This window comes from Arthrobacter sp. 24S4-2 (assembly GCF_005280255.1).
Classification (GTDB): Bacteria; Actinomycetota; Actinomycetes; order Actinomycetales; family Micrococcaceae; genus Arthrobacter.
Map to the genome: position 1 here is coordinate 5,355,164 of NZ_CP040018.1, position 24,329 is coordinate 5,379,492.

Below are 24,329 nucleotides of genomic sequence, written 5' to 3' on the forward strand. Positions count from 1 at the left end.
TGCACGGCCAGCCCTAAATCGGTAGCATGAAGCCATTGCGGACGGTTGCACCATCAGCGCGGGTTCTGGAGCTCCGGGGCCGGGGAAGAGGTAGCTCATGTCAGGATCCAAACTTGCCGTGGTGGGAGCCGGAAGCGTGGGCACCTCGCTGGCCTACGCCGCCCTGATCCGGGGTTCGGCAAGCAACATCGCCTTGTTCGACGTCAACGCCCTCAAGGCGGAGGCCGAGGTCCTGGACCTCGCCCACGGCACCCAGTTCGCCGCGGCGGCCGCCACCGTCACGGGCGGCGGCGACATCGCCGTGACCGCGGGCGCCGACGTCGTGGTGATCACTGCCGGAGCTAAGCAGGCGCCGGGCCAAACGCGCCTGGACCTGGCGGGCACGAACGTCCGCATCCTGGAGCAGCTTATGCCTCAGCTGCTCCAGCATGCCCCGGACGCCGTCTATGTCCTGGTCACCAACCCCTGCGACGTGCTCACTGTTGCAGCGCAACAGATCTCCGGGCTGTCGCCGGGACGCGTTTTCTCCTCCGGCACCGTGCTGGACACGTCGCGGCTGCGGTGGCTGCTGGCCCGCCGCGCCGGCGTCTCCGTGGCCAGCGTCCATGCCAGCATGGTGGGCGAGCACGGCGACACGGAGTTTCCGGTGTGGTCCGGCGCCACCATCGGGCCCATCCCCATCCGTGACTGGGAAGCCGACGGCGAACAGGTCTTCACCGCGGATTACCTCGCCGAAACGGCCCGTGAAGTGACGCAGGCGGCCTACAAAGTCATCGCCGGCAAAGGGGCCACGAACTACGCCATCGGCCTCTCCGGCGCGCGGATCGTGGAAGCCCTGCTCCGGGACGAGAACGCCGTGCTGCCCGTTTCCACCGTCCTGGACGGCCCCTACGGAATCTCCGGCGTGGCGTTGTCCCTTCCCAGCATCGTGGGGCGCGGGGGCGTGCACCGCGTCCTTCACACGCCCATGGACGACGGTGAACTGGCTGCCCTGCAGCATTCGGCTGAAACTCTGCGGAACACGATGAGTACGTTGGGAATCTAGGCTGCAAGCAAGGAAGCAAGCCTCGCCTCGCTGCTATCCCTTGGTCCCGGTTGCGACGGCGTAATGCAACGCCGCCGCAACCCCCGGCGGGTGCGGGTTCGCATATGCTCAGCAGAGAAGTTCACGCTGGCTCAACGACGAACCACCACAGGAGAAGCGCACATGACCACCTGGCGGATCAGGGATTTCCATTCGGCCGATCTTGACGGCATCCTGCACCTCTGGGAATCGCTCAAGGCCAGCAACGTGGAGCCCGTCTACGCGCTCTCCGAAGTCCTGGCCTCCTGCGAAAAGGACCACGCCGTGGTGGCCGTGCAGGGCGAGCAGGTGGTGGGCGCCGCCGTCGGCCGCGCCGCGCACGACCAGGGTTGGATCGTCTTCCTGGCCACCCTCCCCGAATACCGCGGCCGCGGCATCGGCACCTCACTGCTGGCCGCCGTCGAAAACCGGATGGCCCCGCACGGGCTGAACAAGCTGTCCGCGCTGATGCCGGAGTCCGAAACCCGCGTGGAGGCATTCCTGAGCCGCGGTTTCGTGCTCAAAAAGAACCTCCGGTACTTCGAACGCACCATCCCCGTGCAGCGCCAGGAACTCGAGCCCCTGGGCCTCCTCGGCGGCCGCATCCTGGCCCGCGATCTCTGGGAGAACGTGGCCGGCATGCGCAGCGAGAAGGAACTGCTGGAACGCCGGCTGGTGCTCCCCCTGGCCGAAGCGGACCTTGCGGATGAGTTCGGCGTGGTGCCGCCGCGCGCCGTCGTCCTCTTTGGTCCTCCCGGCACCGGCAAAACGACGTTTGCGAAGGCCATCGCGTCCCGCCTCGAATGGCCGTTCGTGGAAGTATTCCCCTCCAGGCTCGCCGCCGATCCCAAGGGCCTGGCCGGCGCGCTCCGCGAAACCTTCCTGGAAATCGCCGAACTGGAACATGCCGTTGTGTTCATAGACGAGGTGGAGGAGATTGCATCCCAGCGTTCAGGCGAACCGCCGTCGCCACTGCAGGGCGTCACCAACGAGCTCCTCAAAATCATCCCCGCCTTCCGGGAGCAGCCCGGCCGGCTGCTGGTGTGCGCCACCAACTTCATCCGCGCGCTGGACACCGCCTTCCTGCGGCACGGCCGCTTCGACTACGTGATCCCCATCGGGCTCCCCGATGCCGAGGCCCGCCGCGCCATGTGGGAACGCTTCATCCCGGCCACCGTGGTGGACGACGTGGACGTCGAGCTGCTGGTGGACCGCACCGAGGGCTTCTCCCCCGCGGACATTGAGTATGCGGCCCGGAGCGCCTCCCAGCGCGCCCTGGAAAAGGCAGTGTACGACGACGGCGGGCTGGCCTCCGGGGGCGATGTCTCCGTCCGCGAAGCTGTCCGGAAGGGTCCGGCCACACAGGATTACCTCGACGCGATCGCGGACACGCGGACCACGGTGAGCAAAGAGGTCCACGAGCTGTTCCTGGAGGACATCGACTCACTGGGACGTGTGTAAGCCCAGGTAGTCCGATGGTCCTGTTCCTCACTGTGGTCAGCGGCATCGCCTGGACGGCCGTTTACATCGACGCGATCCGGATCGGGTTCAGGGACCGGAGCTATGCAATCCCCGCGGCCGCGCTGGGCCTCAACTTCGCCTGGGAGAGCATCTACGCGACGCGCTCGGCGGTCACAGCGCTGTCCGTGCAGGGCGTCATCAACATCGTGTGGGCACTGGCGGACGTCGTCATCCTGTACACGTTCTTCAGGTTCGGACGGTCAGAGCTCCCGGCCTGGGTGACGCGTAAGCTCTTCCTGGGCTGGGCCCTCCTACTGGGCGTCGCGTCCTTCGCCGTGCAGCTGCTGTTCGTGGCGGAATTCGATTGGGAGGCTGCGTCGCGCTACTCGGCCTTCCTGCAGAACCTGCTGATGTCCGGGCTTTTCATCGCCATGTTCGCTGCCCGCGGCGGCACCCGGGGCCAGTCCCTGCTGATTGCCGTGGCCAAATGGATCGGTACGCTGGCGCCCACCATCGTGTTCGGCTGGTTCGGAAACTCGCCGCTGGTCCTGGGCGTCGGCGCCCTCTGCAGCATCTTCGACCTTGTGTATATCGGCCTGTTGTGGCGGGCTCGGGCGGTGGCGCCGGTCCGGGCCGCCCTGCGTTCCTGAGCGGCGCTGGAGCTGCCGCGACTCCCGGCGGTACTCTTTGAGCCATGTCCAACAATCCCCTCCGGCATGCGATGGCCCGCATGGGCGGCCGCGACCCGCATGAGCAACACCGGGCAGCCACCCCGCTGGAGCTGTTCTTCGACCTGACGTTTGTGATTGCCTTCGGCGTGGCGGGAAGCCAGTTCGCCCACGAGATCGCGGAAGCCCACTTCGGTGCCGGCCTGCTGGGTTTCTCCTACGCGATGTTCGCCGTGATCTGGGCCTGGATCAACTTCACCTGGTTCGCCAGCGCCTACGACACCGACGACTGGGTGTTCCGCGTGGTCACCCTGGTCCAACTGGTTGGTGTGCTCATTCTGGCCATGGGCATCGAGCCGCTGTTCCACTCGTTGGTGGACGGCGACCATGTGGACAACGCCGTGATCGTGGGCGGCTACGTAATCATGCGACTTGCCCTGGTGTTCCAGTGGCTGCGCGCGGCGCGGCAGGACCCGGCCCGCCGGCAGACCTGCCTGCGCTACGCGGTCTACCTGGGTACGGTGCAGCTCGGCTGGATTGCGGTGCTGATAATTCAGGCCGACCTGTTGACGACCATCCTGATGACCGTGCCGCTCTACGTGCTGGAAATGGCCACGCCCTACGTCGCCGAGCGCTCCATGCGGACCCCGTGGCACGCGCACCACATCGCCGAACGCTACGGGCTTCTGGCCATCATTGCCCTTGGCGAATGCCTGATCGGCGCGATCGAAACCCTCCGCGCCATCGTGGCCAACCATGGCTGGAGCGTCGATGCTGCGCTGGTGGGTTTCGGCGGAACGGCGCTGGCGTTCGGCATGTGGTGGATCTACTTCATCCTTCCCGCCGGCCAGGCCCTGCACCTCCAGCGGCACCGCTCGTTCTTCTTCGGCTACGGGCACATCCCCATCTTCGCCGCCATCGCCGCGACAGGCGCCGGACTCCATGTGGCGGCCTTTTACATCGACCATGAGGCGCACATCAGCGCCGCCGTGGCCGTGGCCAGCATCGCCGTGCCCGTGGCCATTTTCAAGGCGTCCCTGACGTGGCTGTTCAGCATGATGATCTGCGTGGACCGCACCGTCATTGCCGTGGCAGCCGGCGTCCTGGCCGCGCTGGCAGGCAGCGTGGGACTAGCCGCCGCCGGGGTCTCGGTGCCCGTCTGCCTGCTGGTGATCGTGCTCGCGCTGGCCGTTTCCATTGTCATTGATGAGAAGCGCGGCACCGAACGGATGAACGCAGCGCTCGAGCAGCTGAAAGCCGGAGCCTAACAGGCCCCGTCCGGCCGGGTGCCCGCCGCTGCCGCGGTCTCGTCAGGCTCGCTCTCCAGGGGGTGACCTTCGGCCCTTCAACCGCACCACGGTGGGGTGCCAAGGTGACACTGTGGCCGGAAATCCTCGACCGTGAAGGTAGTAGGCATGAACACTGTCGTCAAGACCGCGCACGGCCTGCTGCGCGGGAGCGTTGCCGACGGCGTGCACGGTTTCCTGGGCATTCCATACGCGGCGCCAACGTCAGGCCAGAATCGGCTCCTCCCGCCGCAGCCCGTCCAGCCTTGGAGCGGAGTCCGCGACGCGACGAGCTACGGAGCCTCCCCTCCCCAGGTGTCGCCGCCGGAAAGTGCGGGCACGGAGTGGGACACGGCACTGGCCGGAGAGGACTGCCTGAACCTGAACGTCTGGACACCCGACCCCGGCAGCACCGGGCTTCCGGTGATGGTCTGGATTCAGGGCGGCGCTTTCGAAATCGGCTCCACGGCGGCGTACAACGGCAGGAATTTTGCCAGGGACGGCGTCGTCTGTGTGGTGATCAACTGGCGGGTAGGCGCCGACGGGTTCCTGGACCTTGGCGACGGGCAGGCCAACGTCGGTCTCCTCGACCAGGTCGCGGCCCTGCGCTGGGTCCGCGAGAACATCACAGCCTTCGGCGGTGATCCCGGCAACGTCACCGTGTTTGGCCAGTCGGCAGGTGCCATGAGCATCGGAGTTCTCCTCTCGATGCCCCGCGCCGAAGGGTTGTTCCGGCGGGCCATCCTACAGAGCGGGGCCGCCCACCATGTGCTCCCCGCCCAGAGCGCCCACCGTATCGGCCGGTCCCTTGCCGAGAAGCTTGGGGTGCCGCAAACCCGGGAGGCAATGGCAGGCGTTCCCGTCCCGCGTTTCCTCGAGGCGCAGGCGGAACTGCAGGCAGATTTCCGTGCCCACCCGAACCCCGAGCTCTGGGGACACGAGGCAGCGACGAGCATGATGCTCTGGCAGCCTTCTATCGACGGTGATGTCATTCCCCGGCGCCCCATTGACCGGATTCGTGCCGGCGCCAGCGCGACGGTGGACCTCATGGTGGGCACCAATACTGAGGACTGGAAACTGTTCCTGGCCATAACGGGCGTGATCGCCAAGGTCACGGAGCAGGACCTGGCGGAGTCCCACAGCGTCGACGGCTTCCCGCCGATTGGTGTGTACGGCCTCCCCGCCGGGACGGCGCTCGACGAGTACCGCTCCCACTATCCGGGCAGTTCTCCTGGCGAGCTGCTCGCCGCCGTGGAAACCGACTGGTGGGTGCGGATGCCGGCGATCCGCCTGGCGGATGCCCACGCGAAGGCAGCGTCGACGACACCGGCGCGCACGTACATGTACGAGTTTGCCTGGGCCGCCCCGGCCTCGGCGCAGTCCACGCCCTGGAAGTGCCGTTCGTTTTCGACACCCTGGACAAAGATTCCAGATTGTTCGGACCGCTGCTCGGAACGGACCCGCCTCAGGAACTGGCTGACGCCATGCACGCCGCGTGGATTTCCTTAGCCTCTACGGGCGATCCCGGCTGGCCGGGCTACGATCTCGAGCGCCGGACCACCATGCTGTTCAATACCGGTTCAGGCGTCGTTTACGACCCCCGGGCATGGGAACGGGACCTCTGGAAGGGCGTCCGCTAGGACTCGTAGGAGAGGTTCTCGTAGTCGGTGTCGTCCGCCTCGTCCAGGCGGTCATCCAGTTCCTCCAGCAGCCAGGGATTCACCCGGGCCAGGATCATCCGGACTTCCTCCACCGGTACGGCGTCATAGAGCACCGGCCGGGCCTCGTCGTAGCGCGTGACCGGCGGCTTGTCCGGCCACTTTTCGGCCAGGGCCTTGACGCGCTCGGGAAGGGAGTTGTGGGCGTTGTCCGCGATCTTGACCAGGGTGGCGTCGTGGTCCTCGGCGATAAACCGGATACCGGCCTGATAGTCGTCCGGGTCGTCGTGCAGCCGCTTGGTGACGCGCTCAATGATGTCCACGGCGCGCTCGGAGACGCCCATGTCCAGCAGCGCCTGCCGCGTGATGGGGGTGTCCTCGGCAATATCGTGCAGGTAGCCTGCGATCCGGATGTCGTCGTCGAAATCCGCCAGGGCATCGCCGACGGCGAGAACATGATCGCGGTACGGCCGCTTGAGCTTGTCCTTCTGGCGGTTGTGGGCAACTTCGGCGAGGACCTTGGCCGTCTCAACAGTGAATCGTGGCTGGGGGACGCTTGCGTCCGTGGTTCCTGTTTCTGGCATGGTTCCAGCCTACGCGCCTGCGTCCGGCACACCGGGCCACACCCACGGCTCCCGGGGCAGCGCCGAGGGATGAAAGTGCGCAAGGGCCCGCTGCAGCGGTCCGGCCGGCAGCCCCAGCGACTCAAGGATGGTGTCCCGGACACGGTCAGCATCCAGCCCGGCCGCCGCCAGGTCCGCCAGCGTCACGGCACCGTCCCGCTTGGCCAGCCGGGCGCCGTCGGAATTCACCACAAGCGGCACATGGGCATATTCCGGTACGGGAATATGCAGCAGGGAAGCCAAATAGGCCTGCCGCGGCGTGGACGGGAGGAGATCGTCCCCCCGGACCACCTGGTCGATCCCCTGCGCTGCGTCGTCCACCACCACGGCCAGGTTGTAGGCAGTCACCCCGTCATTGCGGCGCAGCACGAAGTCGTCCACCACGCCCGTGTAGGTGCCGTGCAGAATGTCCTCCACGGTCCAGTCAGCAACGCCCGCGCGGAGCCGGATGGCTGCCGGCCGGATGGTCCGCTTGAATTCCAGTTCAGCAGGGTCCAGGTTCCGGCAAGTGCCGGGGTACGCACCCTGCGGGGCGTGCGGCGCGGACGGTGCTTCCTGGATTTCACGCCGCGTGCAGAAACACTCATACGTGAGCCCCGCGGTGGCCAGCCGGCTGATCGCCGCCGCATACAGCGGCTCCCGCTCGGTCTGGCGCACAACGGCGCCGTCCCAGGTAACGCCAATGGCTGCCAGATCGCGGAGCTGCTCCGCCTCAGCGCCAGCCCGGGCCCGGTCCAGGTCCTCGACGCGCATCAGGAACTGCCTGCGCGTGGAGCGGGCGAACAGCCACGCGAGGATCGCCGTCCGAAGGTTCCCCACGTGGAGTTCGCCGGAAGGGCTCGGGGCGAAGCGGCCGGCTGATGTCATGGCACCAGCCTAGGCCGGGCAGCACGGCGTTCAGCAACCACGCGCGAAACACCACTAAAGGGCCAAACACAAGAGCCCCTCAGCTACCGAACTCTCCGGGTGATCGGGGGTCGGTGGCTCAGGGCTCTTGCCGTGCCGGGTCCGCGAGCGTGGCTCCGGACCCCTTGCACTGCTTTGCGGAATGACGATGCGTGAACAAGTGTCAATCAGCGGCGGCATCCTTGCGGGATGCGTGGTCCAGGGTCCGGGTGGTGTGCCGGGGTCCCTGTAGCCTGCGGGATCCGGCGGTAGCCTGCGTCCCTTGTTGCCACTATTTGAGCAGAAGCCATACAGTAGGCGCAACGAGCAACTGCTTCCCTGGTCAATCTGATCAATCACGGAGCGCTGCCCAGGCAGGAAGTGATCAGATTGCAGGAACTCGACGCCACCGACCGGCGAATCCTCGCGGCTCTCGACGAAGACCCCCGCGTCCCCATCATGGTGCTGGCGCAAAAGCTCGGCCTGGCGCGCGGAACCGTGCAGTCGCGCCTGGAGCGGATGGCGTCGTCGGGGGCGCTCCGTCCCAACAGCAGCAGGGTCCTGCCCTCGGCCCTCGGTCGCGGCGTGGCCGCATCGGTGAGCGCGGAACTTGACCAGAGCCACCTGAACGAGGCCATCGCCGCGTTGCGTAAGATCCCCGAAGTCCTCGAGTGCCACGCACCTGCCGGCGACACCGACCTCCTGATCCGCGTGGTGGCCAAGAGCCCGGACGACCTCTACCGGGTGTCCGAGGAGATCCGGCTCTGCCCGGGCATCGTCCGCACGTCCACCAGCATGTTCCTGCGCGAAGTCATCCCGTACCGCACCACCGGGCTGCTGGGCGCCTGAGCGGCTTCTCTTTCCTCATCGGTTGCCCGGGACGGGGACCTCTCCCCATCGCCGCCTTCGCACCAAAGCCGTTAGGCTGACCGTGGACTTCAACAGGGGGAAACATGGCGGGGAACTTCTACGGTGCGGACGTCGCGCAGCTGCGCCAGCTCGCCAAGGACCTGGCGAACGGCGCCAGCCGGCTGGACCAGCTGGGGCAACAGCTGGGCAGCTCAATCGCTTCCAGCCCGTGGAAGGGCCACGACGGCGACCGGTTCCGGAGCGACTGGAACAGCTCCCATGCGAAGGCGCTCCGGGCGGCCGCCGCCGGCATCCAGCAGGCATCGAAAGCATTGCTGCAGAACGCGGGTCAGCAGGACCGGGCCAGCGCCGCCTCGACAGGAGGCGCAGGCGGAACCGGCACCGGCGCGGGCAATGCTCCGACCGACGGCGCCGCGCAGGAACTGACGGACAGGCTCAACGGCATGAGTCCGGCCGAACGTGCGGCCTACCTGAACAGCGACGAGTTCAAGAAGTGGGCGCTGGAAAACCCGGACGCCGCCAAGGCCGCCCTGGACGCGGCCGCAGACTCCGGGCTGGTCGACAAGAACTCCCCGGAATATTCGCACTTCCTCACTGATTACTGGAACCAGCAGGCCATGCGGGACATGGGCATCGACCCCGCCGACTGGGACACGTCCAAGGGCACGGAGTACAACTGGGAGACCATCAAGAAGGTCTACGACTTCTACGGCCAGGCATACCTGTCCAACCCCGACCTGCAATGGGCCGGAATGGCCAACATGATCGGCCCGTCCTTCGCAGGAGGGTTCAAAGACATGGCCATGATGCGGGACCTCGCCCAGCAGATCGCCGACAACCCGGCGTCGGACATCCCCCTGCCGGTGCTGGACCAGATCGAGCAGCTGGCGGGCATGACCGACCAGGAGATCAAGTTCTACGAAACCAGCATGCTGGACATGAACAAGGAGATCTTCCTGGACCAGGCCCGGCAGCACCAGGCCTACATGAACGGCGGCCTGGACGAAATCAACCGGCTCCGTGATTCCGGCGCCATCGACCCCGAAACGGCACGCTCGTGGGCACAGATCGATTCCGGCGACCCCGCCCAGGTGCAGGAAGGCAACACCGCGCTCCTGTACCGCGAGCAGAACGAAATCATCGCTGACGACTACGACAGCATGCGCGGCCACCCGGGCGGGGAGGCCGTGACCTACATGGTCACGTTGGCCGGCGAACCGTCCATCCCCGGCGCCAAGAGCTACCCCGAGGTGTTCCCCTACAAGTTCAGCGTGGAGAGTCCGGGACCGGAGAACGTGCCGTTCACCAACTGGGACAACCCCACGCAGTTCCGCACCGACTTCACCACCGGCTTTCCGGACGGCAACATCGCCAACGCCGACCAGCGCTGGGCACTCATCCAGCAGGACACCCTGCCGGCCTACCAGAACCTGCTGGCCACCGACCCGGCCCGGGCCGAACAGATCATCGGCTCCGATTTCAACGACCGGGTGGACCAGTACCGGCCCACCAACAACATTCCGGGCATCATGGACCGCTTCGTCTCCGGCTTTGACGCCGAGGTGCACCAGTGAGGCCCGCCCGGCTGACCTCCCGCCGGTGCTTTCGGCGGCAGGCCGCCGTCGTCCTCTTTGTCCTGGCCGGAAGCTTCGCCCTCACCGGCTGCCAGATCAGCAGCCCCATCGCCACCGAACCGACGTCCCAAGGGAGCACCGTGAGCACCTCCGAATTTTCCACCCTCGACGCCGCCGGAGTGGAACAGATCCGTGCCACGAAGACCGCGCGGCTGGACATGAGCTCGGGCTCGTTGAAAAAGGCCGACGTGCGGGTCACCGCGGACAGCTTCGGCCCGGAAATCAACACGCAGGACACCGGCAAGATCGCGCTGACGGTTGTCGCACCCAACGGCGAGATCACCGGCGAAACCGACCGCATCCGCTTCAAGACCACCGCCGCGCGCACGGACTTCAGCGAGGTGACCTACTTCCTCACCGCCGACTCGCCGGAAGCCTACTTCAGCCTCATCCGCGACGGCGTGCAGCGGTATGGAATCGACAGCGCCTCCGCCGAACGGTGGATCACCTCAGCGGAAGCGGACCCCGCCACGAAGAGCGACTTTTCCATCACCTCAGGCACGGACACCGGCCTGGAAGTCAACTACGACCTCCGGTACGACGGCGCCAAGGACACCCAGGTGATCATCGTCCATGTCAGCCCGGCCGCCTGACTGTTCCGCGGCCTAACGGGCAGCGCCCGACGCACCGCAGCCGCACAGCCTAGACCGGCGGTCCGGCGTTCGACTTCAGGTTCTTCATCACCAGCGTTGATGTCAGCCGCTCCACTCCGGGCAGGGACGTCAGCTCGGCGTCGTAGAACCGTTGGTACGCCGGCAGGTCCTCCGCGATGACCTTCAGGAGGTAGTCCGGTGAGCCGAACAGCCGCTGCGCCTCCACGATGTTGGGATTGTCCGCCACGCGGCTCTCGAAGATCTCCATGGTGGGCCGGTCCACCTGCCGCAGCGTGACGAAAACGATCGCCTCGAATCCGAGCCCGACGGCGGCGGGGTCGATGTCCGCGCGGTATCCCCTGATCACGCCAGACGACTCCAGGTCGCGCAGCCTCCGGTGGCACGGCGCAACCGTCAATCCCACCTTCGCGGCAAGCGCCGTAGCCGTCATCCGGCCATCCTCCTTGAGGTAGCGCAAGATATTTCTGTCAATGTGGTCAATCACGCAATTATCTTACTCGCTGACAGCATTTCCTGAGTAAATCAGGGAACACTTATGGCGCGAAGTTGCCTAGAGTTGCTCCTATCAGCAGACCGTAGGAGGCCGCCCGTGAATCCCCAGCTATTCCTCGCATTCCTGGTGGTCGCGTGCGCCCTTGCCTGCACGCCCGGCGTGGACTGGGCGTACTCCATTGCGGCCGGCCTGAAACAGCGCAGCTTCGTCCCTGCGGTGGCCGGCCTCTGCGGCGGCTACGTCCTGCACACCGTACTGATGGTGGCCGGCCTGGCCGCACTGCTCGCCGGCCTTCCGGGTGTCCTTGGCTGGCTGACCGTGGCCGGCGCGGCTTACCTGCTGTGGCTGGGCTTCGGCACCATCCGGTCCTGGCGCAGCGCCACCTTCACCGCCGAGGTGACTTCGCCGGCATCTTCCACCCAGCTCCGCAGCTTCCTGCAGGGCGTGGGCACCAGCGGAATCAACCCCAAGGGGCTGCTGTTCTTCGTGGCCCTGGTTCCGCAGTTCGTCAGCCCGGAGGCGGCCCTGCCGGTTCCGGTGCAGTCCGGGCTGCTGGGCCTGACGTTCGTTTTGTTGGCGGGCGTCGTCTACACCTGCGTGGCGTTGCTCTCCCGTAAGCTGCTGCACTCGCGCCCGGGGGCAGCCCGGCGGGTGACGCTTGCCAGCGGGGTCATCATGATGGCACTGGGGACCGCGCTGCTGTCCGAGCAGCTGATTCCCGTGGTGGCCGGGTTCGCCTGGCAGTAGCGCCAGCCGGCGGGGCTGGATCGTGTCTTTCAGACCTTGCGTTCCATGAACCATTCTGTGAAGGCGGTGGCGCGGCCGTCCGGTGCGAGCCGGACCACCCAGAGGTTCTCGTAGCTGGGCCGGTCCCCCAGATACGTGGTGCGCCCCTGGACAAAGTGCAGGTCGCCGTCCGAGCCGAGCGGCGACCATTCGAAGGTCCATTCCTCGGGCTCATCCGCCTCGGTCAGCCAGTGTTCCACGATCTGCCCGTGGCCGCGCCACGCGTCCGGGTCGTAGGGCCGGGTGGCATAGACCGCGTCCTCTGTGAAGAGCGCCCGGATGTCGTCCGGTTCATTGGTGGTCCACGCCGTGAGGTATTTTTCCATCCACTGCCTGATTGCATCGCTCATTGGTCCGTTGTACCGCGGCGCGCCACCGCCCACAAGGGCGTCGGACCCGGCCGGCGGGTCATTCCCCGTCCAGCTTCTTCCATTCCTGTTCCCACAGGCGGCGCTCCTCAACGTCCTTGCGGATGACTTCAAAGGTTTCGAGTTCGGCGGGCCGGCCCCGCAGCCAGTCACGCGGGTTGAGGGACTTGCGCCCGTTGTCCAGCAGCAGCAGGGCGCGGTCGGTCAGGGCATCGTTGCGAAGTGCCAGGTCCGTCTTCCGCCGCCGGAGGACCTCCTTCAGCGCCTGTTGTGCCGCGGAGTGCGCGCCGAGCCGCCGGAGCGAGCGGGCCCGGATCAGCAGCAGCGCGGCGGAGAGGTCGTCCGCGTTAAGCAGCCCCTCGGTCCAGACCACCACTTCCTTATCCCTCTCCAGCGAATACGCCAGCGAACAGCGGGCCAGTGCGGCGGGCAACGACGGCGGCAGCATGGCCACCGTCTGCAACGCCGATTCCAGATGTCCCGTTTCCCGGAGGGAGTGCGAAAGGGTCAGGAACACTGCCTCCTCACTGAACAGCACCGGAACCTCGACGCGTTCGGCGACTTCGACCGTGGTGACCACACGCGTCAGGTAACTCGCAGCGAACTGGTTGGCGTCGTCGTCGTTCCTGGTGGAAAGGCCCCGCTGCAGCAGTTCCGAGGCGCGCAGGTAGCCGCCCTGCTTGTAGGCGAGCAGCCCTGCCATCACGCCGCAGAGCCCAGCCCAGCCCGGGTACTCACGGCCCGTGGCGATCAGGCGGTTGGGATCGGCATTGTGGAAGATCGCGTCATACACGGCCCTGGCGGCCCTGCCCGGGAGCCGTTTGAGTCTGGGGACCGGGCCGTCAACGCTGATCAGCGCACCGCCGCGGCCGCCCAGGACACTGTGGAGGATCCCGCCGACGCCGCCGGCGAGGTCACGCACCGGCGTGCGGATCTGCCCGTTGCCGAACGGGGTGAGGTCGCGGGTGTCACGGTAGATCGGTCCAGAGGTCTGCCCGGCGGTCATTCCTCCATGCTAGTAGTGCCCGCTGGACAAAGGCCGGAGGGGCCGGCTCGCAGCCAGCAGTGCAGCTAGCTGGCCGCTGCCACCCAGACGCCGATCACCCACGTGCTCGCGGCGAGGCATGCCAGGCCGAATTCCACCAGCATGCCCAGCCCCGTGGCCTTGAGCGCTGCCCAGCTGGTGGTCACGGCGGTCCTGAAATCACGCGTGCGGTGCGATTCGCTGAGCAGCAGGCCGGCGGCGAAGCCCACAAAGAGGCCCACCACCGGAATGAGGAACATGCCGACAACGCCAAGGACCAGCCCCACCGCCACGCTGCGGCTGGGGATCCGGTGCTCCCGGAGTTTGCGTCCCGTGAGCACGGCGCTTGCCGCCATTCCGGCCAGCACAAAGGCCATGCCGATGCCGAACACCACCCAGCCGCCGGTTCCCGCACCGCCCCAGATGGCCCAGGCAAGCAGGCTGAGGGCGATGAGGATGCTGCCCGGAAGGACAGGGATGACGGTGCCGGCGACGCCTACCAGAATGGCCAGGCCGCAGAGGATGGTCACGAGGATCTCGGGGTTCATGCACCTCAGTCTAGGTTCCGCCAGGGACAGCATGCCTTCGAAGACGTCGGCGGCTAAGGACAACGATGGCGAACGGCAACGACGGCGGCGCCTCCCCAGCACGGGAGGCGCCGCCGTCGAACTTGCTGGCGGAAGGGTTACTCCGCGGTTACTCCGCTTCGGCCGCGGCGGCCACGGCGGCTGAAACTGCCGGAGCGACGCGGGGATCCAGCGGGCTGGGCACGATGTAGTCCGCGGACAGCTCGGGCTCGGCCAGTTCGGCGATGGCGCGGGCGGCGGCAAGCTTCATGGCGGGCGTGATCCGGCGGGCACCGGCGTCGAGCGCCCCGCGGAAGATTCCCGGGAAGGCCAGCACGTTGTTGATCTGGTTGGGGAAATCGCTCCGCCCGGTGGCCACGACGGCGGCATAGCGGGAGGCGACCTCGGGAAGGACTTCAGGGTCCGGGTTGGACAGGGCGAACACGATGGAGCCGTGGTTCATCAGCTTCAGGTGCTCCTCGTCCAGCTGCGAGGAGGAGACGCCAATGAACACATCGGCGCCGAGCAGCGCCTCGCCGGGGCCGCCGGTGATGCCGCGCGGGTTGCTGCGCTGGGCCATCTGGGCCTTCTTGCTGGCGGCGTCGGCAGCGATGTCCGCACGGTCCTTGTTGATGACGCCGCGCGAGTCAAGCAGGACAACGTCCTGGATGCCGGCGGTGAGCAGTATTTCGGCGACGGCGATGCCTGCGGCACCCGCACCGGAAACCACCACACGGAGTCCTTCAAGTTCGCGGCCGGTCACCTTGGCAGCGCCGGTCAGTGCGGCGAGGACCACGACGGCGGTGCCGTGCTGGTCATCGTGCATGACAGGGCAGTCCAGGGCTTCGATAAGCTTCTCTTCGAGCTCGAAGCAGCGCGGTGCGGAGATGTCCTCAAGGTTCACGGCGCCGAAGCTGGGGCGCAGGCGGACCAGGGTCTCAACGATTTCGTCCACGTCGGTGGTGTTGAGCACCAGCGGGATGGAGTCAAGGTCGCCGAAGGACTTGAACAGGGCAGACTTGCCTTCCATGACGGGCAGCGACGCGCTGGGGCCGATGTTGCCAAGCCCCAGGACGGCGGTGCCGTCGCTGACCACTACAACCAGGCGCTGGGCCCAGGTAAGGGTCTTGGCGAGCTCCGGTTCGGCGTGGATCGCGCGGCTGACCTGGGCAACGCCCGGAGTGTAGGCAATGGAAAGATCGCGCTTGCTGGAGAGCGGGACGGTGCTGGAGATGGACAACTTGCCGCCCTGGTGGGCTTCGAAGATCTCCTCGTCGGACAGCACGGTTGCCGTGTCCGAGGAGTCATTAGCGGAACTGCTGTCAGCGGGAGCGATGATTTCAGTGGACACGTCGTTGTCTCCTAGGGCTAGCCGTGGGCGCACGGCACAAAAAAGGCTCAAGCACATAGGGGGCTCAAGATGGACAGTCGGGAAATTCTGCGGTCCAAGGATGGCGGACCGCGGTGAAGCTCCTGCAAAGTACGGGCTGCTAGCCACTCCGGTCCTGCAATCGTAAACAACTGGGCCCACCCGAATTGCCACTGGGCCGACCACCGGTCATGCTAAAACGTTTATTCACTCCTGGGCGTGATCCACATCACACAAAAACCGAGCCGGAAGGCCTTTAGTGGTCTAGACCGGTTACGGCTTCGGTCAGCACCGGGTGAGCAGCGAGCAGGCTTTCTTCAGGTCTTCCTCGGCCTCAAACAGCGACAGCCGGCGGCAGCGGACGGCCTGCACCAGACCGGAGACCGTCAGCAGGAGCACGCGGGACTTGGCGGCGTCGCCGCTTGCCACCGTGACTGCCTGCTCGGCAATGACGTCGATCTCGCGCAGGAGGCCCGTGGTGTCCTTGTCCTTCGTGTAGACACCCTGGCTCAGGCACTGCTCCACCGCGGGCTGCATCAGCCGCATATGGAAGATCTCCATCACCACGCCGGCCAGCGAACGCACGCGGCTGCCCCCGGTGTCCGGCCAGCTTCCCACCTGCAGTTCACTGAGCTGCTTCCGGTAGAGCGCCAGCATCAGGTGCGCGGGGGACGGGAAATACCGGTACAGGGTTCCCAGCGGAACATCGGCCTTGGCCGAGACTTCGGAAAGGCTCACGGAATCCAGGCCCTTCCGGGCGAATCCGGCGGCGGCGTCCAGGATCCGGGCATAGCGGATCTGCTGTCTGGGCAGGGTCGGCGGCGCGGCCATGGGCGGGATATCTGAGTTGAGTTCAAGCATCAGCAGCGTTCCGGGAGTGGGTTTCGTACAGCGGTCAGGCGGATCCCCATCACAGCACTGCCGCAGCAATTCGAGTCCACTATACGGCACCAATCTTGGCGCCAATCAGTGAAAAGGCTGTGCAGCGGGGCAGCGCTTTGCCACGTGTTCTCAGTCCACGCCCTTGATCTTCACGACGAAAACGGCTCCCAGCAGCCCGATCACGGCGGCCGCGACATACAGCGAAACATAGCCGCCCCACAGCGTGACGAAGGGGAAAGCGATCAGGGGCGCCAGGACCTGCGGGAGCGAGTTGGCGATGTTGATGACCCCCAGGTCCTTGCCCCGGTCCAGCGCGCTGGGAAGCACCTGGGTTATCAGCGCAAAGTCAACGGCCAGATAGGCGCCGAAGCCGATTCCCAGCACCGTGGCGCCGGCAATTGCCCCGGCCCAGGTGGGCGCAAAGGCAAGGATCAGCGATGCGACCGCGATGATCACCGACGAGGCGATCACCAGCGGCTTCCGCTTGCCCATCCGGTCGCTGAGCGGGCCGCCGATCACGCTGGTCACGATCACCATCACCGCGTACAGGCCGGTGAGGATCAGCACGCCGAAGGCCGGCTCGATCCCCTGCGTCTCCTTGACGTGCACCGCGTCAGTCAGGAAGAACAGCAGGTACAGGGTCACCATGTGGTTGCCGATGTTCACCAGCAGCCGGGTCAGCCAGGCCCAGGCGAAATCCGGATACAGAGCCGGCGAAATCCAGAACCCCCGGGCGAACGCGGCCAGGCTGAACGGCGGCCGGCCCTCCGCGGGAAGGCTCACGTCGTCGCTCTTGAAGAAATACAGCGCGACGCCGGCAACCAGCGCAGCCGCGCACACGAGGTACCCCACGCCGAAGTTCCCGCTGACGACGGCGGCAATCACCGCGCCGATCAGGATGCCCACCGTCTGCCCCATGGCTGCGAGCCCGCCCACCGTGCCGCGCTGCGGCACCGGCACCCGGTCCGGGATGGCAGCAGTGATGGCGGCGTACGCCCCGTTGCAGCCAGCCTGGACCAGGCACCACAGGAACGTCATGACGGCCACGTTCGGGGCGCCGGCCAGGGCGATCAGCGCGACGGCTCCAAGGATGGCCCCGAAGAGCACCCACGGAACGCGGCGGCCCAGCCGCGACGTGGTGCGATCGCTGAAGGCGCCGAACAGCGGGTTGGCCACCAGCGAGACGGCTGCTCCGGCGCCGGTGACGAGCGCCAGGATGGCTTCCTTGTCGCCTTCGCTGAAATGAGCCGCCTGCTGGCCGAGCAGCACCTGGATGGGCCCGAAGAAAGCCGCATTGATGCCGACATTCACCAGCACCACGCCGGTGGTCCAGAGCGGGCGGACGCGCCGCTTCGGCTCGGCGAGGGCCGCCGTGCGCCATTCCCCCGGCGATGCAGCCGCAACGGAAGGATCCGGGACGTGCCCCGGCAGGTCGGACAGGCTCATTGCGGCTCCCCCCAAGGAACTGATGGTCGGTGTACTTTCAGACTATCGTGAGCACCACGGCCCGCACCCGGGTTGTCCACAGCCATTCCGAGGAGAACCAATGACCGCTTCGCCCGCAGACACGCCCCAGGGTTCCACCACCCCGGCCGCCCCAGCATTAATACCGCCGACCTCTACGACGAACGCGGCGAGGAACTCGATTCGTTAGCGCTGCAGTTCCAGTCGCTGGGCGGGCTGTCGCACTTCAGCGGGCCGGTCCGCACCATTAGGTGCCTCGAGGACAACGCCCTGGTCAAGTCCACCCTGGGGACGCCGGGCGAGGGCGCCGTGCTGGTGGTGGACGGCGGCGGCTCCCTTCGCACAGCGCTCATGGGGGACATGATCGCGGCGAGCGCCGTGGCGAACGGCTGGGCCGGCGTCGTCATAAACGGCGCAGTAAGGGACCGCGAGGTCCTCGCCGACCTGCCGCTCGGGGTCAAGGCGCTGGGCAGCAATCCGCGCAAGAGCGCAAAGGACGGCGCCGGAGAGACCGATGTTGAGCTGGAGATCGACGGCGTCACGGTGCGCCCCGGCGCCATGATCTGGTGCGATCCGGACGGGATCCTGGTGGAACGCTGAGGTAAATTCCTCATTTCGCAGGGCTTTCACAGAGCCAGGGGAACAAATCACGACGTAAGATAGTTACTGAAAGCAACTATCAAGCTTGAATCCCCTTTCTTTGTAATGGAGCAGTCATGTCCAAAACCGCCGCCGGGCCCGCAGCCGGGGACGTCCTGACCAAGCGTCAGACCATCACAGTGATGGTGGGTCTCATGCTCGGCATGTTCCTGTCATCACTGGACCAGACCATCGTGTCCACGTCGATCTACACCATCGCAAACGACCTCGACGGCCTCTCCCTGCAGGCCTGGGCCACCACGGCATACCTCATCACGTCCACGGTGAGCACACCGCTGTACGGCAAGCTCAGCGACATCTTCGGCCGCCGCCCGCTCTACTTGGCCGCCATCGTGATCTTCCTGGCCGGCTCCCTGTACGCCGGTTCCGTGCATTCCATGACCGAGCTGGCCATCGCCCGCGGCATCCAGGGCATGGGCGCCGGCGGCCTGCTGGCCCTTGCGCTGACCATCATCGGCGACATTGTGGCCCTTAAGGACCGGGCCAAGTTCCAGGGCTACTTCATGTCCGTCTTCGGCATCTCCTCCGTCCTGGGACCCGTGGTGGGCGGCGCCTTCGCAGGCTCCGCGAACATCCTGGGCTTCGACGGCTGGCGCTGGGTGTTCTTCATCAACCTGCCCATCGGCCTCGCCGCGCTGGCGGTCGTCTTCCTGTACCTGCACCTGCCCGCCAAGCACGTGAAGCAGAAGATCGACTACTGGGGCGCCGCGGCCATCACGCTGGCCATCGTTCCGCTGCTTCTGGTGGCCGAACAGGGCCGCAGCTGGGGCTGGACCTCGGCGGGCTCCCTGCTGTGCATCGGCCTGGGCATCGTGGGCATCATCGCCTTCCTGCTGGCCGAGAAGCGCGCGGGCGACTACGCCCTCATTCCGCTCCGGCTCTTCCGCAACCTCACCTTCGGGCTGTCCTCGCTGCTGAACTTCATCATCGGCATTGGCATGTTCGGTGCCATCGCGATGCTCCCGATGTACCTCCAGCTGGTCAAGGGCCTCACCCCCACCGAGGCCGGCCTGATGATGATCACCTTCACCGTGGGCATCCTGACCGGTTCCATCACGGCCGGACGGACCATCTCGGCGTCGGGCACGTACCGGATCTTCCCCATCGTGGGCACGGCCGTGCTGACCGCCGCAGCCCTGGTAATGGGCTTCTCGTTGGGCGTGGACACCGGGCTCTGGGTTCCGGGCGTCATCGCGGTGTTCTTCGGCCTGGGCCTGGGCTTCTGCATGCAGCCGCTCACGCTGGCCATGCAGGTGTCCGTTCCGCCGAAGGACATGGGTGTGGGCACCTCCTCCGCGGCGTTCTTCCGGTCCATGGGCGGCGCCGTGGGCACAGCGGTCTTCATCTCCATGCTGTTCAGCCTGGCCGCGGACCGCATCGCCACCGGCATGAAGGACGCCATGCAGAACGCCGACTACCTGAAGGTCCTGAAGGACCCCGCCGTGGCGGCCGACCCGGCCAACGCCAAGCTTTACGAGTTCTTCCAGAACGGCGCCAGCAACGATTCCCTCAATGACACCAGCTGGCTGCACACGGCCAATCCGGTACTCACCCGGCCCATCACCGAGGGCTTCGCACAGTCCATCGACGCCGTGATGCTCACGGCCGCCGTGCTCACCGGCATCGCCTTCCTGATCAGCTTCGCCCTGCCGAACAAGAAGCTCACCGACCCGAAGGCCGTCGCGCAGCGAGCAGCATCTGAATCCGTCCCGGCCCACTAGGTCCGCTTCCCTCGCCGGGGTTCCGGCTCACCTCACGGCAGGCAGTCTTCGGACTGCCTGCCGTTGTGTTTTTTGCGGTTGTGTATTCGGCCGTTTCTTCGACGACGGCGGCGCCTCCCGCCGTCGTCGTCCTCCGTCCCTAAGTGGAACCTCACAGCGTGAAGTGGCACACTGTTTAGCGCGTGTGCGCCGGCCAGCAGGGCCGGTTCCGTGGTCAACGATGTCCGCACAGCTAAAAACCCAACGCATCAAAATCCCAAGGGAGATCCATGTCCACATCCAGCACCGAAGGCCGCCCTGGCGTTCCCCGCAAGGTGATCGGCCTCGCCATCGCGGGAGCGGTGGGCGGGTTCCTCTTCGGCTTTGATTCCTCCGTTGTCAACGGCGCCGTAGACGCCATCAAGGACGAATTCGCCCTGAGCGAGGCGGTCACCGGCTTCGCCGTGGCGGTCGCCCTGCTGGGCTGCGCCGCCGGCGCCTTCCTGGCAGGCAAAGTGGCAGACAAGTACGGCCGCATCCCCGCCATGAAGCTCGGCGCCGTCCTCTTCCTGATCAGCGCCGTCGGCACCGGCTTCGCGTTCGGCGTCTGGGACCTGATCTTCTGGCGCCTGGTGGGCGGCCTCGGCATCGGCCTGGCCTCCGTCATTGCTCCGGCCTACATCTCGGAGATCTCGCCGCGGCACGTGCGCGGCCGGCTCGCATCGCTCCAGCAGCTTGCCATCACCACGGGTATCTTCGCCGCCCTCCTCTCCGACGCCCTGTTTGCCAACTCCGCCGGCGGCGCGGACCAGGCGCTCTGGCTCGGCATGGAAGCCTGGCGCTGGATGTTCCTCGCGGGTGCTGTCCCCGCCGTTGTCTACGGCTGGATCGCCTACACCCTGCCCGAATCACCGCGCTTCCTGGTCTTCAAGGGCAAGGAGGACGAGGCACGCAAGGTGTTCGAAACCATCGCCCCGTCCGAGGACACCGACCGCCACATCCGCGAGATCCAGTCCGCCATTGAGGAAGACAAACTCGCAGGCCAAAAGGGCTCGCTGCGCGGCAAGGTCTTCGGGCTGCAGGCTGTGGTGTGGATCGGCATTACCCTTTCGGTGCTGCAGCAGTTTGTCGGCATCAACGTGATCTTCTACTACTCCACCACGCTGTGGAAGGCCGTCGGTTTCCAGGAGAAGGACTCGCTCTCCATTTCCGTGGCCACGTCCATCACCAACATCCTGGTCACGCTCGTGGCCATCGCCCTGGTGGACCGCATCGGCCGCCGCCCCATCCTGCTGGCCGGCTCCATCGGCATGGCTGTTTCGCTGGGCGCCATGGCCCTGGCCTTCGCCTCGGCCACCGGATCCGGTGAAGAGATTTCGCTGCCCGGCGCGTGGGGCCCCGTAGCCCTGGTGGCTGCCAACGTCTTCGTGATCAGCTTTGGCGCCTCCTGGGGCCCGCTGGTGTGGGTGCTGCTGGGCGAGATCTTCCCGTCCCGGATCCGCGCCCGAGCCCTGGGCCTGGCCGCGGCCGCCCAGTGGATCGCCAACTTTGCCATCACCCTGAGCTTCCCCGTCATGGCGGTAGCTTCGCTGCCGCTGACGTACGCCATGTACGCTGCGTTCGCGGCGGCGTCGTTCTTCTTCGTGATGTTCAAGGTGCCGGAGACCAACGGCATGTCCCTGGAGCAGGCGGAGACGCTGTTCGTGCCGAAGGGGACCGTCAAGGTCTAATGCCTGTCTGAGGGCACACGTCCGAAGGCACACGCCGAAGTGACCTGCCCGACGCTCTCTCACTTGCTGCGCGAAAAGCACGAACGCTCTCTCACCCGCCGAACCGGGGTGGGAGAGCGTTGGTGAAAGACCGACAGGAAGTGAGAGAGCGTCGCTCCGGCTAAACGACGTGGGGTTCGTGGGCCGCGAGGTACCGGCGGCCCAGGAAGGCAATGGCGATGGCCACCACCATGGCCAGCGCACCGGCAAAGAACGGGACCTGCGGGCCGAAGTGCTCAGCCAGCTGCGCGGCGGCGAACGGGGCCAGGGCACCGCCCATCCAGCGCACAAAGTTGTAGCCGGCCGACGCCACGGGCCGCGGCGTATCGGAGACGCCCATTGCCAGTTCGGTGTAGACAGTGTTGTTGATGCCCAGCAGCGCCCCCGAGACCACCACGAGGACGACGACGGCCGGCACAGAGTGCCCGGCTGCCAGTCCCAGCCCCAGCAGGTCCAGCATCAGGACGGCCAGCGTGCCGGTGAGGACGCGCGTGGCACCGAAGCGGTTCTGCAGCACAGGCGCCACGAACACCGAGAAGACCGCGACGGCCACGCCCCAGCCGAAGAACACCCCGCCGATGCCGTAGGCGTCCATGCCGAGGATGAACGGCGTGAAAGCCAGGATGGTGAAGAAGCCGTAGTTGTAGAACAGGCCGCTGGCCGCCGTCGTGCGCAGTCCCTTGTGCCCCAAAGCGAGCAGCGGGTCGCGGAGCCGGACCTTCTTCTCGGGCAGCGGGGTCCTGGGCAGGAGCGCGATCAGGGCGATGAAGGCTGCCGCCATAAGCACGGCGGTGCCGAAGAACGGTGCCCGCCACCGCCAGCCGCCCAGCAGGGCGCCGAGGAGCGGGCCCAGGGAAATGCCCAGGCCGAGTGCCGCCTCGTAAAGGATGATCGCCGTGCCGGCGCCGCCGCTTGCCACTCCCACAATGACGGCGAGGGCGGTGGCCACGAAGAGCGCGTTGCCCAGCCCCCAGCCGGCGCGGAAGCCGATCAGCTCACCCACGCTGCCGGACAGTCCGGACAGTGAGGCGAAGACCACGATCACGGCCAGGCCGATAAGCAGGGTCTTCTTGCCGCCGATCCGGGATGACACGTAACCGGTGATCAGCATGGCCACCGCGGTGACCAGGAAATAGCTCGTAAACAGGAGCGACACCTGGCTGGGCGTGGCGTCCAGGTTCTTGGCGATCGCCGGGAGGATCGGATCCACCAGCCCGATCCCCATAAACGCGAACACCGCGGCCAGGGCCGTGGCCCAGACCGCCTTTGGCTGCTTGAGTAAGGAGGCCTTTTCGGCTTCCAGGGTTTCTTCTACTGCTGGCCGCGTGGCGGCGAGCTGGCCTTCCATGAAGGGCACTCCTAAGTCTTGGGTTTCAGTTCTGAAGTGTGCTGTTGATCTTCTCGATCACCGGCAGCGCAGCGGCGAGGGCTTCCCGCTCGGCGCCGCTGAGCGCCACCAGGATCTTCGCCATCACGGCGTTGCGCCGCTCATTGGCGGAGTCGACGGCGGACCGCCCCTCCGCCGTCAGCACAACGCGGACGGCGCGGGAATCGTCAGGATCAGGCTCGCGGCGGGCGAGGCCGGCTTTCTCGAGCTTAATGATCTGTTCGGTGGCGCTGGGCACCTTGACTCCCAGGTTGCGTGCGATCTCGCCGACGCGGACGCCGTTGTGGAGCAGCATCTTCAGCGTGCTGAGCTGTGCGGCGCTGAGCTCACCGTCCGCATCGAGGCGGCGGACCAGGTAGACGCTGTGCCGGAGCGCCTCCCGGAAGTCCTGGGCGAGGGCCTGCAGCGCAGCAGGTGTCGGCTCGGGTTCGTTCATAGTTAGGTAGACTAACAGTTAGGGCACCTAACAGTCAATGCGCACCCTCTCTCACTTTTCGCACGAAAAACGCCCACGCTCTCTCGCGCGGACACGGCTCCCCGCGCGTCCAGGGTGGGCGTCAGAGGATGAGTTTCATGCCCTCGTGGCTGGCCGCGAATCCGAGGCGTTCGTAGAAGCGGTGGGCGCCCGTCCGGGACTTGTCGGTGGTGAGCTGCATCAGTGAGCAACCGCGGCGCCGGGACTCTTCTGCCGCCCAAGTGACCATTGCGGCCCCGATCCCGTGGCCGCGCAGCTCCGCCGCCACCCGGACGGCTTCGATCTGGCTGCGCCAGGAACCGCGGCGGGACAGGCCCGGAAGGAAGCTCAGCTGGAACGTGGCCACGACAGGCCCGGCCAGCGCCCCGGGCTCCAACAGCTCGCCCACCACCAGCAGGTGGGCAGGGTCGGCGTCGATCGCCTCGAAGGCCCGCTCATAAGGGGCCATATCGGAGGTGACCTCGCGGTTGGCACCCAGCCGGTCGTCGGCCAGGAGCCGGAGGATGTGCGGCACGTCCGCCCGGTTCGCCGGACGCAGCCGGAAGGTCCCGCCGTCGACGCCGAAGGTCAGCAAGGCGGGCTGGTCACGTTGTTCTGAAGTCACCGGACCAGCTTGCCACGGCC

At 66.6% G+C, this 24,329-nt stretch carries 25 protein-coding genes; 13 read left to right on the forward strand and 12 right to left on the reverse strand.

Annotated features, from left to right (window positions below):
• Positions 1-97: 97 nt before the first annotated feature.
• The 6 genes from FCN77_RS24845 (at position 98) to FCN77_RS27275 (ending at position 6,118) form a co-directional block, all read left to right on the forward strand.
• Positions 98-1,045, forward strand: coding sequence for an L-lactate dehydrogenase (locus FCN77_RS24845; protein ID WP_137324423.1), 948 nt, complete (start codon positions 98-100; stop codon positions 1,043-1,045).
• A 162-nt stretch (positions 1,046-1,207) separates the two neighbouring features.
• Entirely contained in the window at positions 1,208-2,524 is a 1,317-nt protein-coding gene (locus FCN77_RS24850; protein WP_137324424.1) for an ATP-binding protein, read from the forward strand.
• Positions 2,525-2,538: 14 nt separating this feature from the next.
• Positions 2,539-3,174, forward strand: coding sequence for a hypothetical protein (locus tag FCN77_RS24855; protein ID WP_137324425.1), 636 nt, complete (start codon positions 2,539-2,541; stop codon positions 3,172-3,174).
• Between the two features lie 44 nt (positions 3,175-3,218).
• Entirely contained in the window at positions 3,219-4,460 is a 1,242-nt protein-coding gene (locus FCN77_RS24860; RefSeq protein ID WP_137324426.1) for a low temperature requirement protein A, read from the forward strand.
• A gap of 147 nt (positions 4,461-4,607) precedes the next feature.
• Positions 4,608-5,987, forward strand: a complete 1,380-nt coding sequence (locus FCN77_RS24865; RefSeq protein ID WP_254678747.1) for a carboxylesterase/lipase family protein — start codon at positions 4,608-4,610, stop codon at positions 5,985-5,987.
• Positions 5,963-6,118: a hypothetical protein gene (locus FCN77_RS27275; RefSeq protein WP_254678748.1), complete on the forward strand. Its 156-nt coding sequence runs from the start codon at positions 5,963-5,965 to the stop codon at positions 6,116-6,118. Before FCN77_RS24865 ends, FCN77_RS27275 begins: the two co-directional genes overlap by 25 nt.
• On the opposite strand, the gene FCN77_RS24870 is transcribed toward FCN77_RS27275, so the two are convergent.
• Both FCN77_RS24870 and gluQRS read right to left on the reverse strand, forming a co-directional pair.
• Positions 6,115-6,720, reverse strand: a complete 606-nt coding sequence (locus FCN77_RS24870) for an HD domain-containing protein (RefSeq protein WP_137324427.1) — start codon at positions 6,718-6,720, stop codon at positions 6,115-6,117. The two genes, FCN77_RS27275 and FCN77_RS24870, sit on opposite strands and share 4 nt — an antisense overlap.
• 9 nt (positions 6,721-6,729) lie before the next feature.
• The gene (gluQRS, locus tag FCN77_RS24875) at positions 6,730-7,626 is read right to left on the reverse strand and encodes a tRNA glutamyl-Q(34) synthetase GluQRS (RefSeq protein ID WP_137324428.1); all 897 of its coding nucleotides are present in this window, start codon (positions 7,624-7,626) and stop codon (positions 6,730-6,732) included.
• A gap of 399 nt (positions 7,627-8,025) precedes the next feature.
• Here gluQRS and FCN77_RS24880 point away from each other — a divergent pair, with 399 nt between their 5' ends.
• From FCN77_RS24880 to FCN77_RS24890, 3 genes are all read left to right on the forward strand, one after another.
• Positions 8,026-8,493: an Lrp/AsnC family transcriptional regulator gene (locus FCN77_RS24880; protein WP_137324429.1), complete on the forward strand. Its 468-nt coding sequence runs from the start codon at positions 8,026-8,028 to the stop codon at positions 8,491-8,493.
• 104 nt (positions 8,494-8,597) lie between these two features.
• Positions 8,598-10,088 (forward strand): WXG100 family type VII secretion target, encoded by a 1,491-nt coding sequence (locus FCN77_RS24885; protein ID WP_137324430.1) that lies wholly within the window; start codon positions 8,598-8,600, stop codon positions 10,086-10,088.
• Positions 10,085-10,741 (forward strand): hypothetical protein, encoded by a 657-nt coding sequence (locus FCN77_RS24890; protein WP_137324431.1) that lies wholly within the window; start codon positions 10,085-10,087, stop codon positions 10,739-10,741. Before FCN77_RS24885 ends, FCN77_RS24890 begins: the two co-directional genes overlap by 4 nt.
• Before the next feature lie 49 nt (positions 10,742-10,790).
• On the opposite strand, the gene FCN77_RS24895 is transcribed toward FCN77_RS24890, so the two are convergent.
• Entirely contained in the window at positions 10,791-11,246 is a 456-nt protein-coding gene (locus FCN77_RS24895) for an Lrp/AsnC family transcriptional regulator (RefSeq protein WP_137324432.1), read from the reverse strand.
• Positions 11,247-11,351: 105 nt separating this feature from the next.
• Here FCN77_RS24895 and FCN77_RS24900 point away from each other — a divergent pair, with 105 nt between their 5' ends.
• A complete protein-coding gene (locus tag FCN77_RS24900) occupies positions 11,352-12,002 on the forward strand; it encodes a LysE family translocator (RefSeq protein ID WP_137324433.1) in 651 nt (216 codons plus the stop codon).
• 29 nt (positions 12,003-12,031) lie between these two features.
• Here FCN77_RS24900 and FCN77_RS24905 read toward each other — a convergent pair whose 3' ends face one another.
• From FCN77_RS24905 to FCN77_RS24930, 6 genes are all read right to left on the reverse strand, one after another.
• Positions 12,032-12,391: a nuclear transport factor 2 family protein gene (locus FCN77_RS24905; RefSeq protein ID WP_137324434.1), complete on the reverse strand. Its 360-nt coding sequence runs from the start codon at positions 12,389-12,391 to the stop codon at positions 12,032-12,034.
• 58 nt (positions 12,392-12,449) lie between these two features.
• A complete protein-coding gene (locus FCN77_RS24910) occupies positions 12,450-13,415 on the reverse strand; it encodes a hypothetical protein (protein ID WP_137324435.1) in 966 nt (321 codons plus the stop codon).
• A gap of 65 nt (positions 13,416-13,480) precedes the next feature.
• Positions 13,481-13,981 (reverse strand): DUF456 domain-containing protein, encoded by a 501-nt coding sequence (locus FCN77_RS24915; RefSeq protein WP_137324436.1) that lies wholly within the window; start codon positions 13,979-13,981, stop codon positions 13,481-13,483.
• A gap of 148 nt (positions 13,982-14,129) precedes the next feature.
• Positions 14,130-15,350 (reverse strand): NADP-dependent malic enzyme, encoded by a 1,221-nt coding sequence (locus FCN77_RS24920; RefSeq protein WP_254678749.1) that lies wholly within the window; start codon positions 15,348-15,350, stop codon positions 14,130-14,132.
• 303 nt (positions 15,351-15,653) lie between these two features.
• On the reverse strand, positions 15,654-16,229 hold the full coding sequence (locus FCN77_RS24925; protein WP_137324437.1) for a TetR/AcrR family transcriptional regulator: 576 nt from the start codon (positions 16,227-16,229) through the stop codon (positions 15,654-15,656).
• A 150-nt stretch (positions 16,230-16,379) separates the two neighbouring features.
• Complete coding sequence (locus FCN77_RS24930) at positions 16,380-17,696, reverse strand: MFS transporter (RefSeq protein ID WP_137324438.1); 1,317 nt, start codon at positions 17,694-17,696, stop codon at positions 16,380-16,382.
• A gap of 156 nt (positions 17,697-17,852) precedes the next feature.
• Here FCN77_RS24930 and rraA point away from each other — a divergent pair, with 156 nt between their 5' ends.
• The 3 genes from rraA (at position 17,853) to FCN77_RS24945 (ending at position 21,804) form a co-directional block, all read left to right on the forward strand.
• Positions 17,853-18,314: a ribonuclease E activity regulator RraA gene (gene rraA / locus FCN77_RS24935; RefSeq protein WP_137324961.1), complete on the forward strand. Its 462-nt coding sequence runs from the start codon at positions 17,853-17,855 to the stop codon at positions 18,312-18,314.
• Positions 18,315-18,430: 116 nt separating this feature from the next.
• Complete coding sequence (locus tag FCN77_RS24940; protein WP_137324439.1) at positions 18,431-20,095, forward strand: MDR family MFS transporter; 1,665 nt, start codon at positions 18,431-18,433, stop codon at positions 20,093-20,095.
• A 269-nt stretch (positions 20,096-20,364) separates the two neighbouring features.
• Positions 20,365-21,804 carry a sugar porter family MFS transporter gene (locus tag FCN77_RS24945; protein ID WP_137324440.1) on the forward strand — a complete coding sequence of 480 codons (1,440 nt, stop codon included), beginning with the start codon at positions 20,365-20,367 and terminating at the stop codon, positions 21,802-21,804.
• Positions 21,805-21,964: 160 nt separating this feature from the next.
• Here FCN77_RS24945 and FCN77_RS24950 read toward each other — a convergent pair whose 3' ends face one another.
• From FCN77_RS24950 to FCN77_RS24960, 3 genes are all read right to left on the reverse strand, one after another.
• Positions 21,965-23,191, reverse strand: a complete 1,227-nt coding sequence (locus FCN77_RS24950; RefSeq protein WP_137324441.1) for an MFS transporter — start codon at positions 23,189-23,191, stop codon at positions 21,965-21,967.
• Between the two features lie 25 nt (positions 23,192-23,216).
• Positions 23,217-23,666: a MarR family winged helix-turn-helix transcriptional regulator gene (locus FCN77_RS24955; RefSeq protein WP_137324442.1), complete on the reverse strand. Its 450-nt coding sequence runs from the start codon at positions 23,664-23,666 to the stop codon at positions 23,217-23,219.
• 121 nt (positions 23,667-23,787) lie between these two features.
• Complete coding sequence (locus FCN77_RS24960) at positions 23,788-24,279, reverse strand: GNAT family N-acetyltransferase (protein ID WP_137324962.1); 492 nt, start codon at positions 24,277-24,279, stop codon at positions 23,788-23,790.
• Positions 24,280-24,329: the final 50 nt, after the last annotated feature.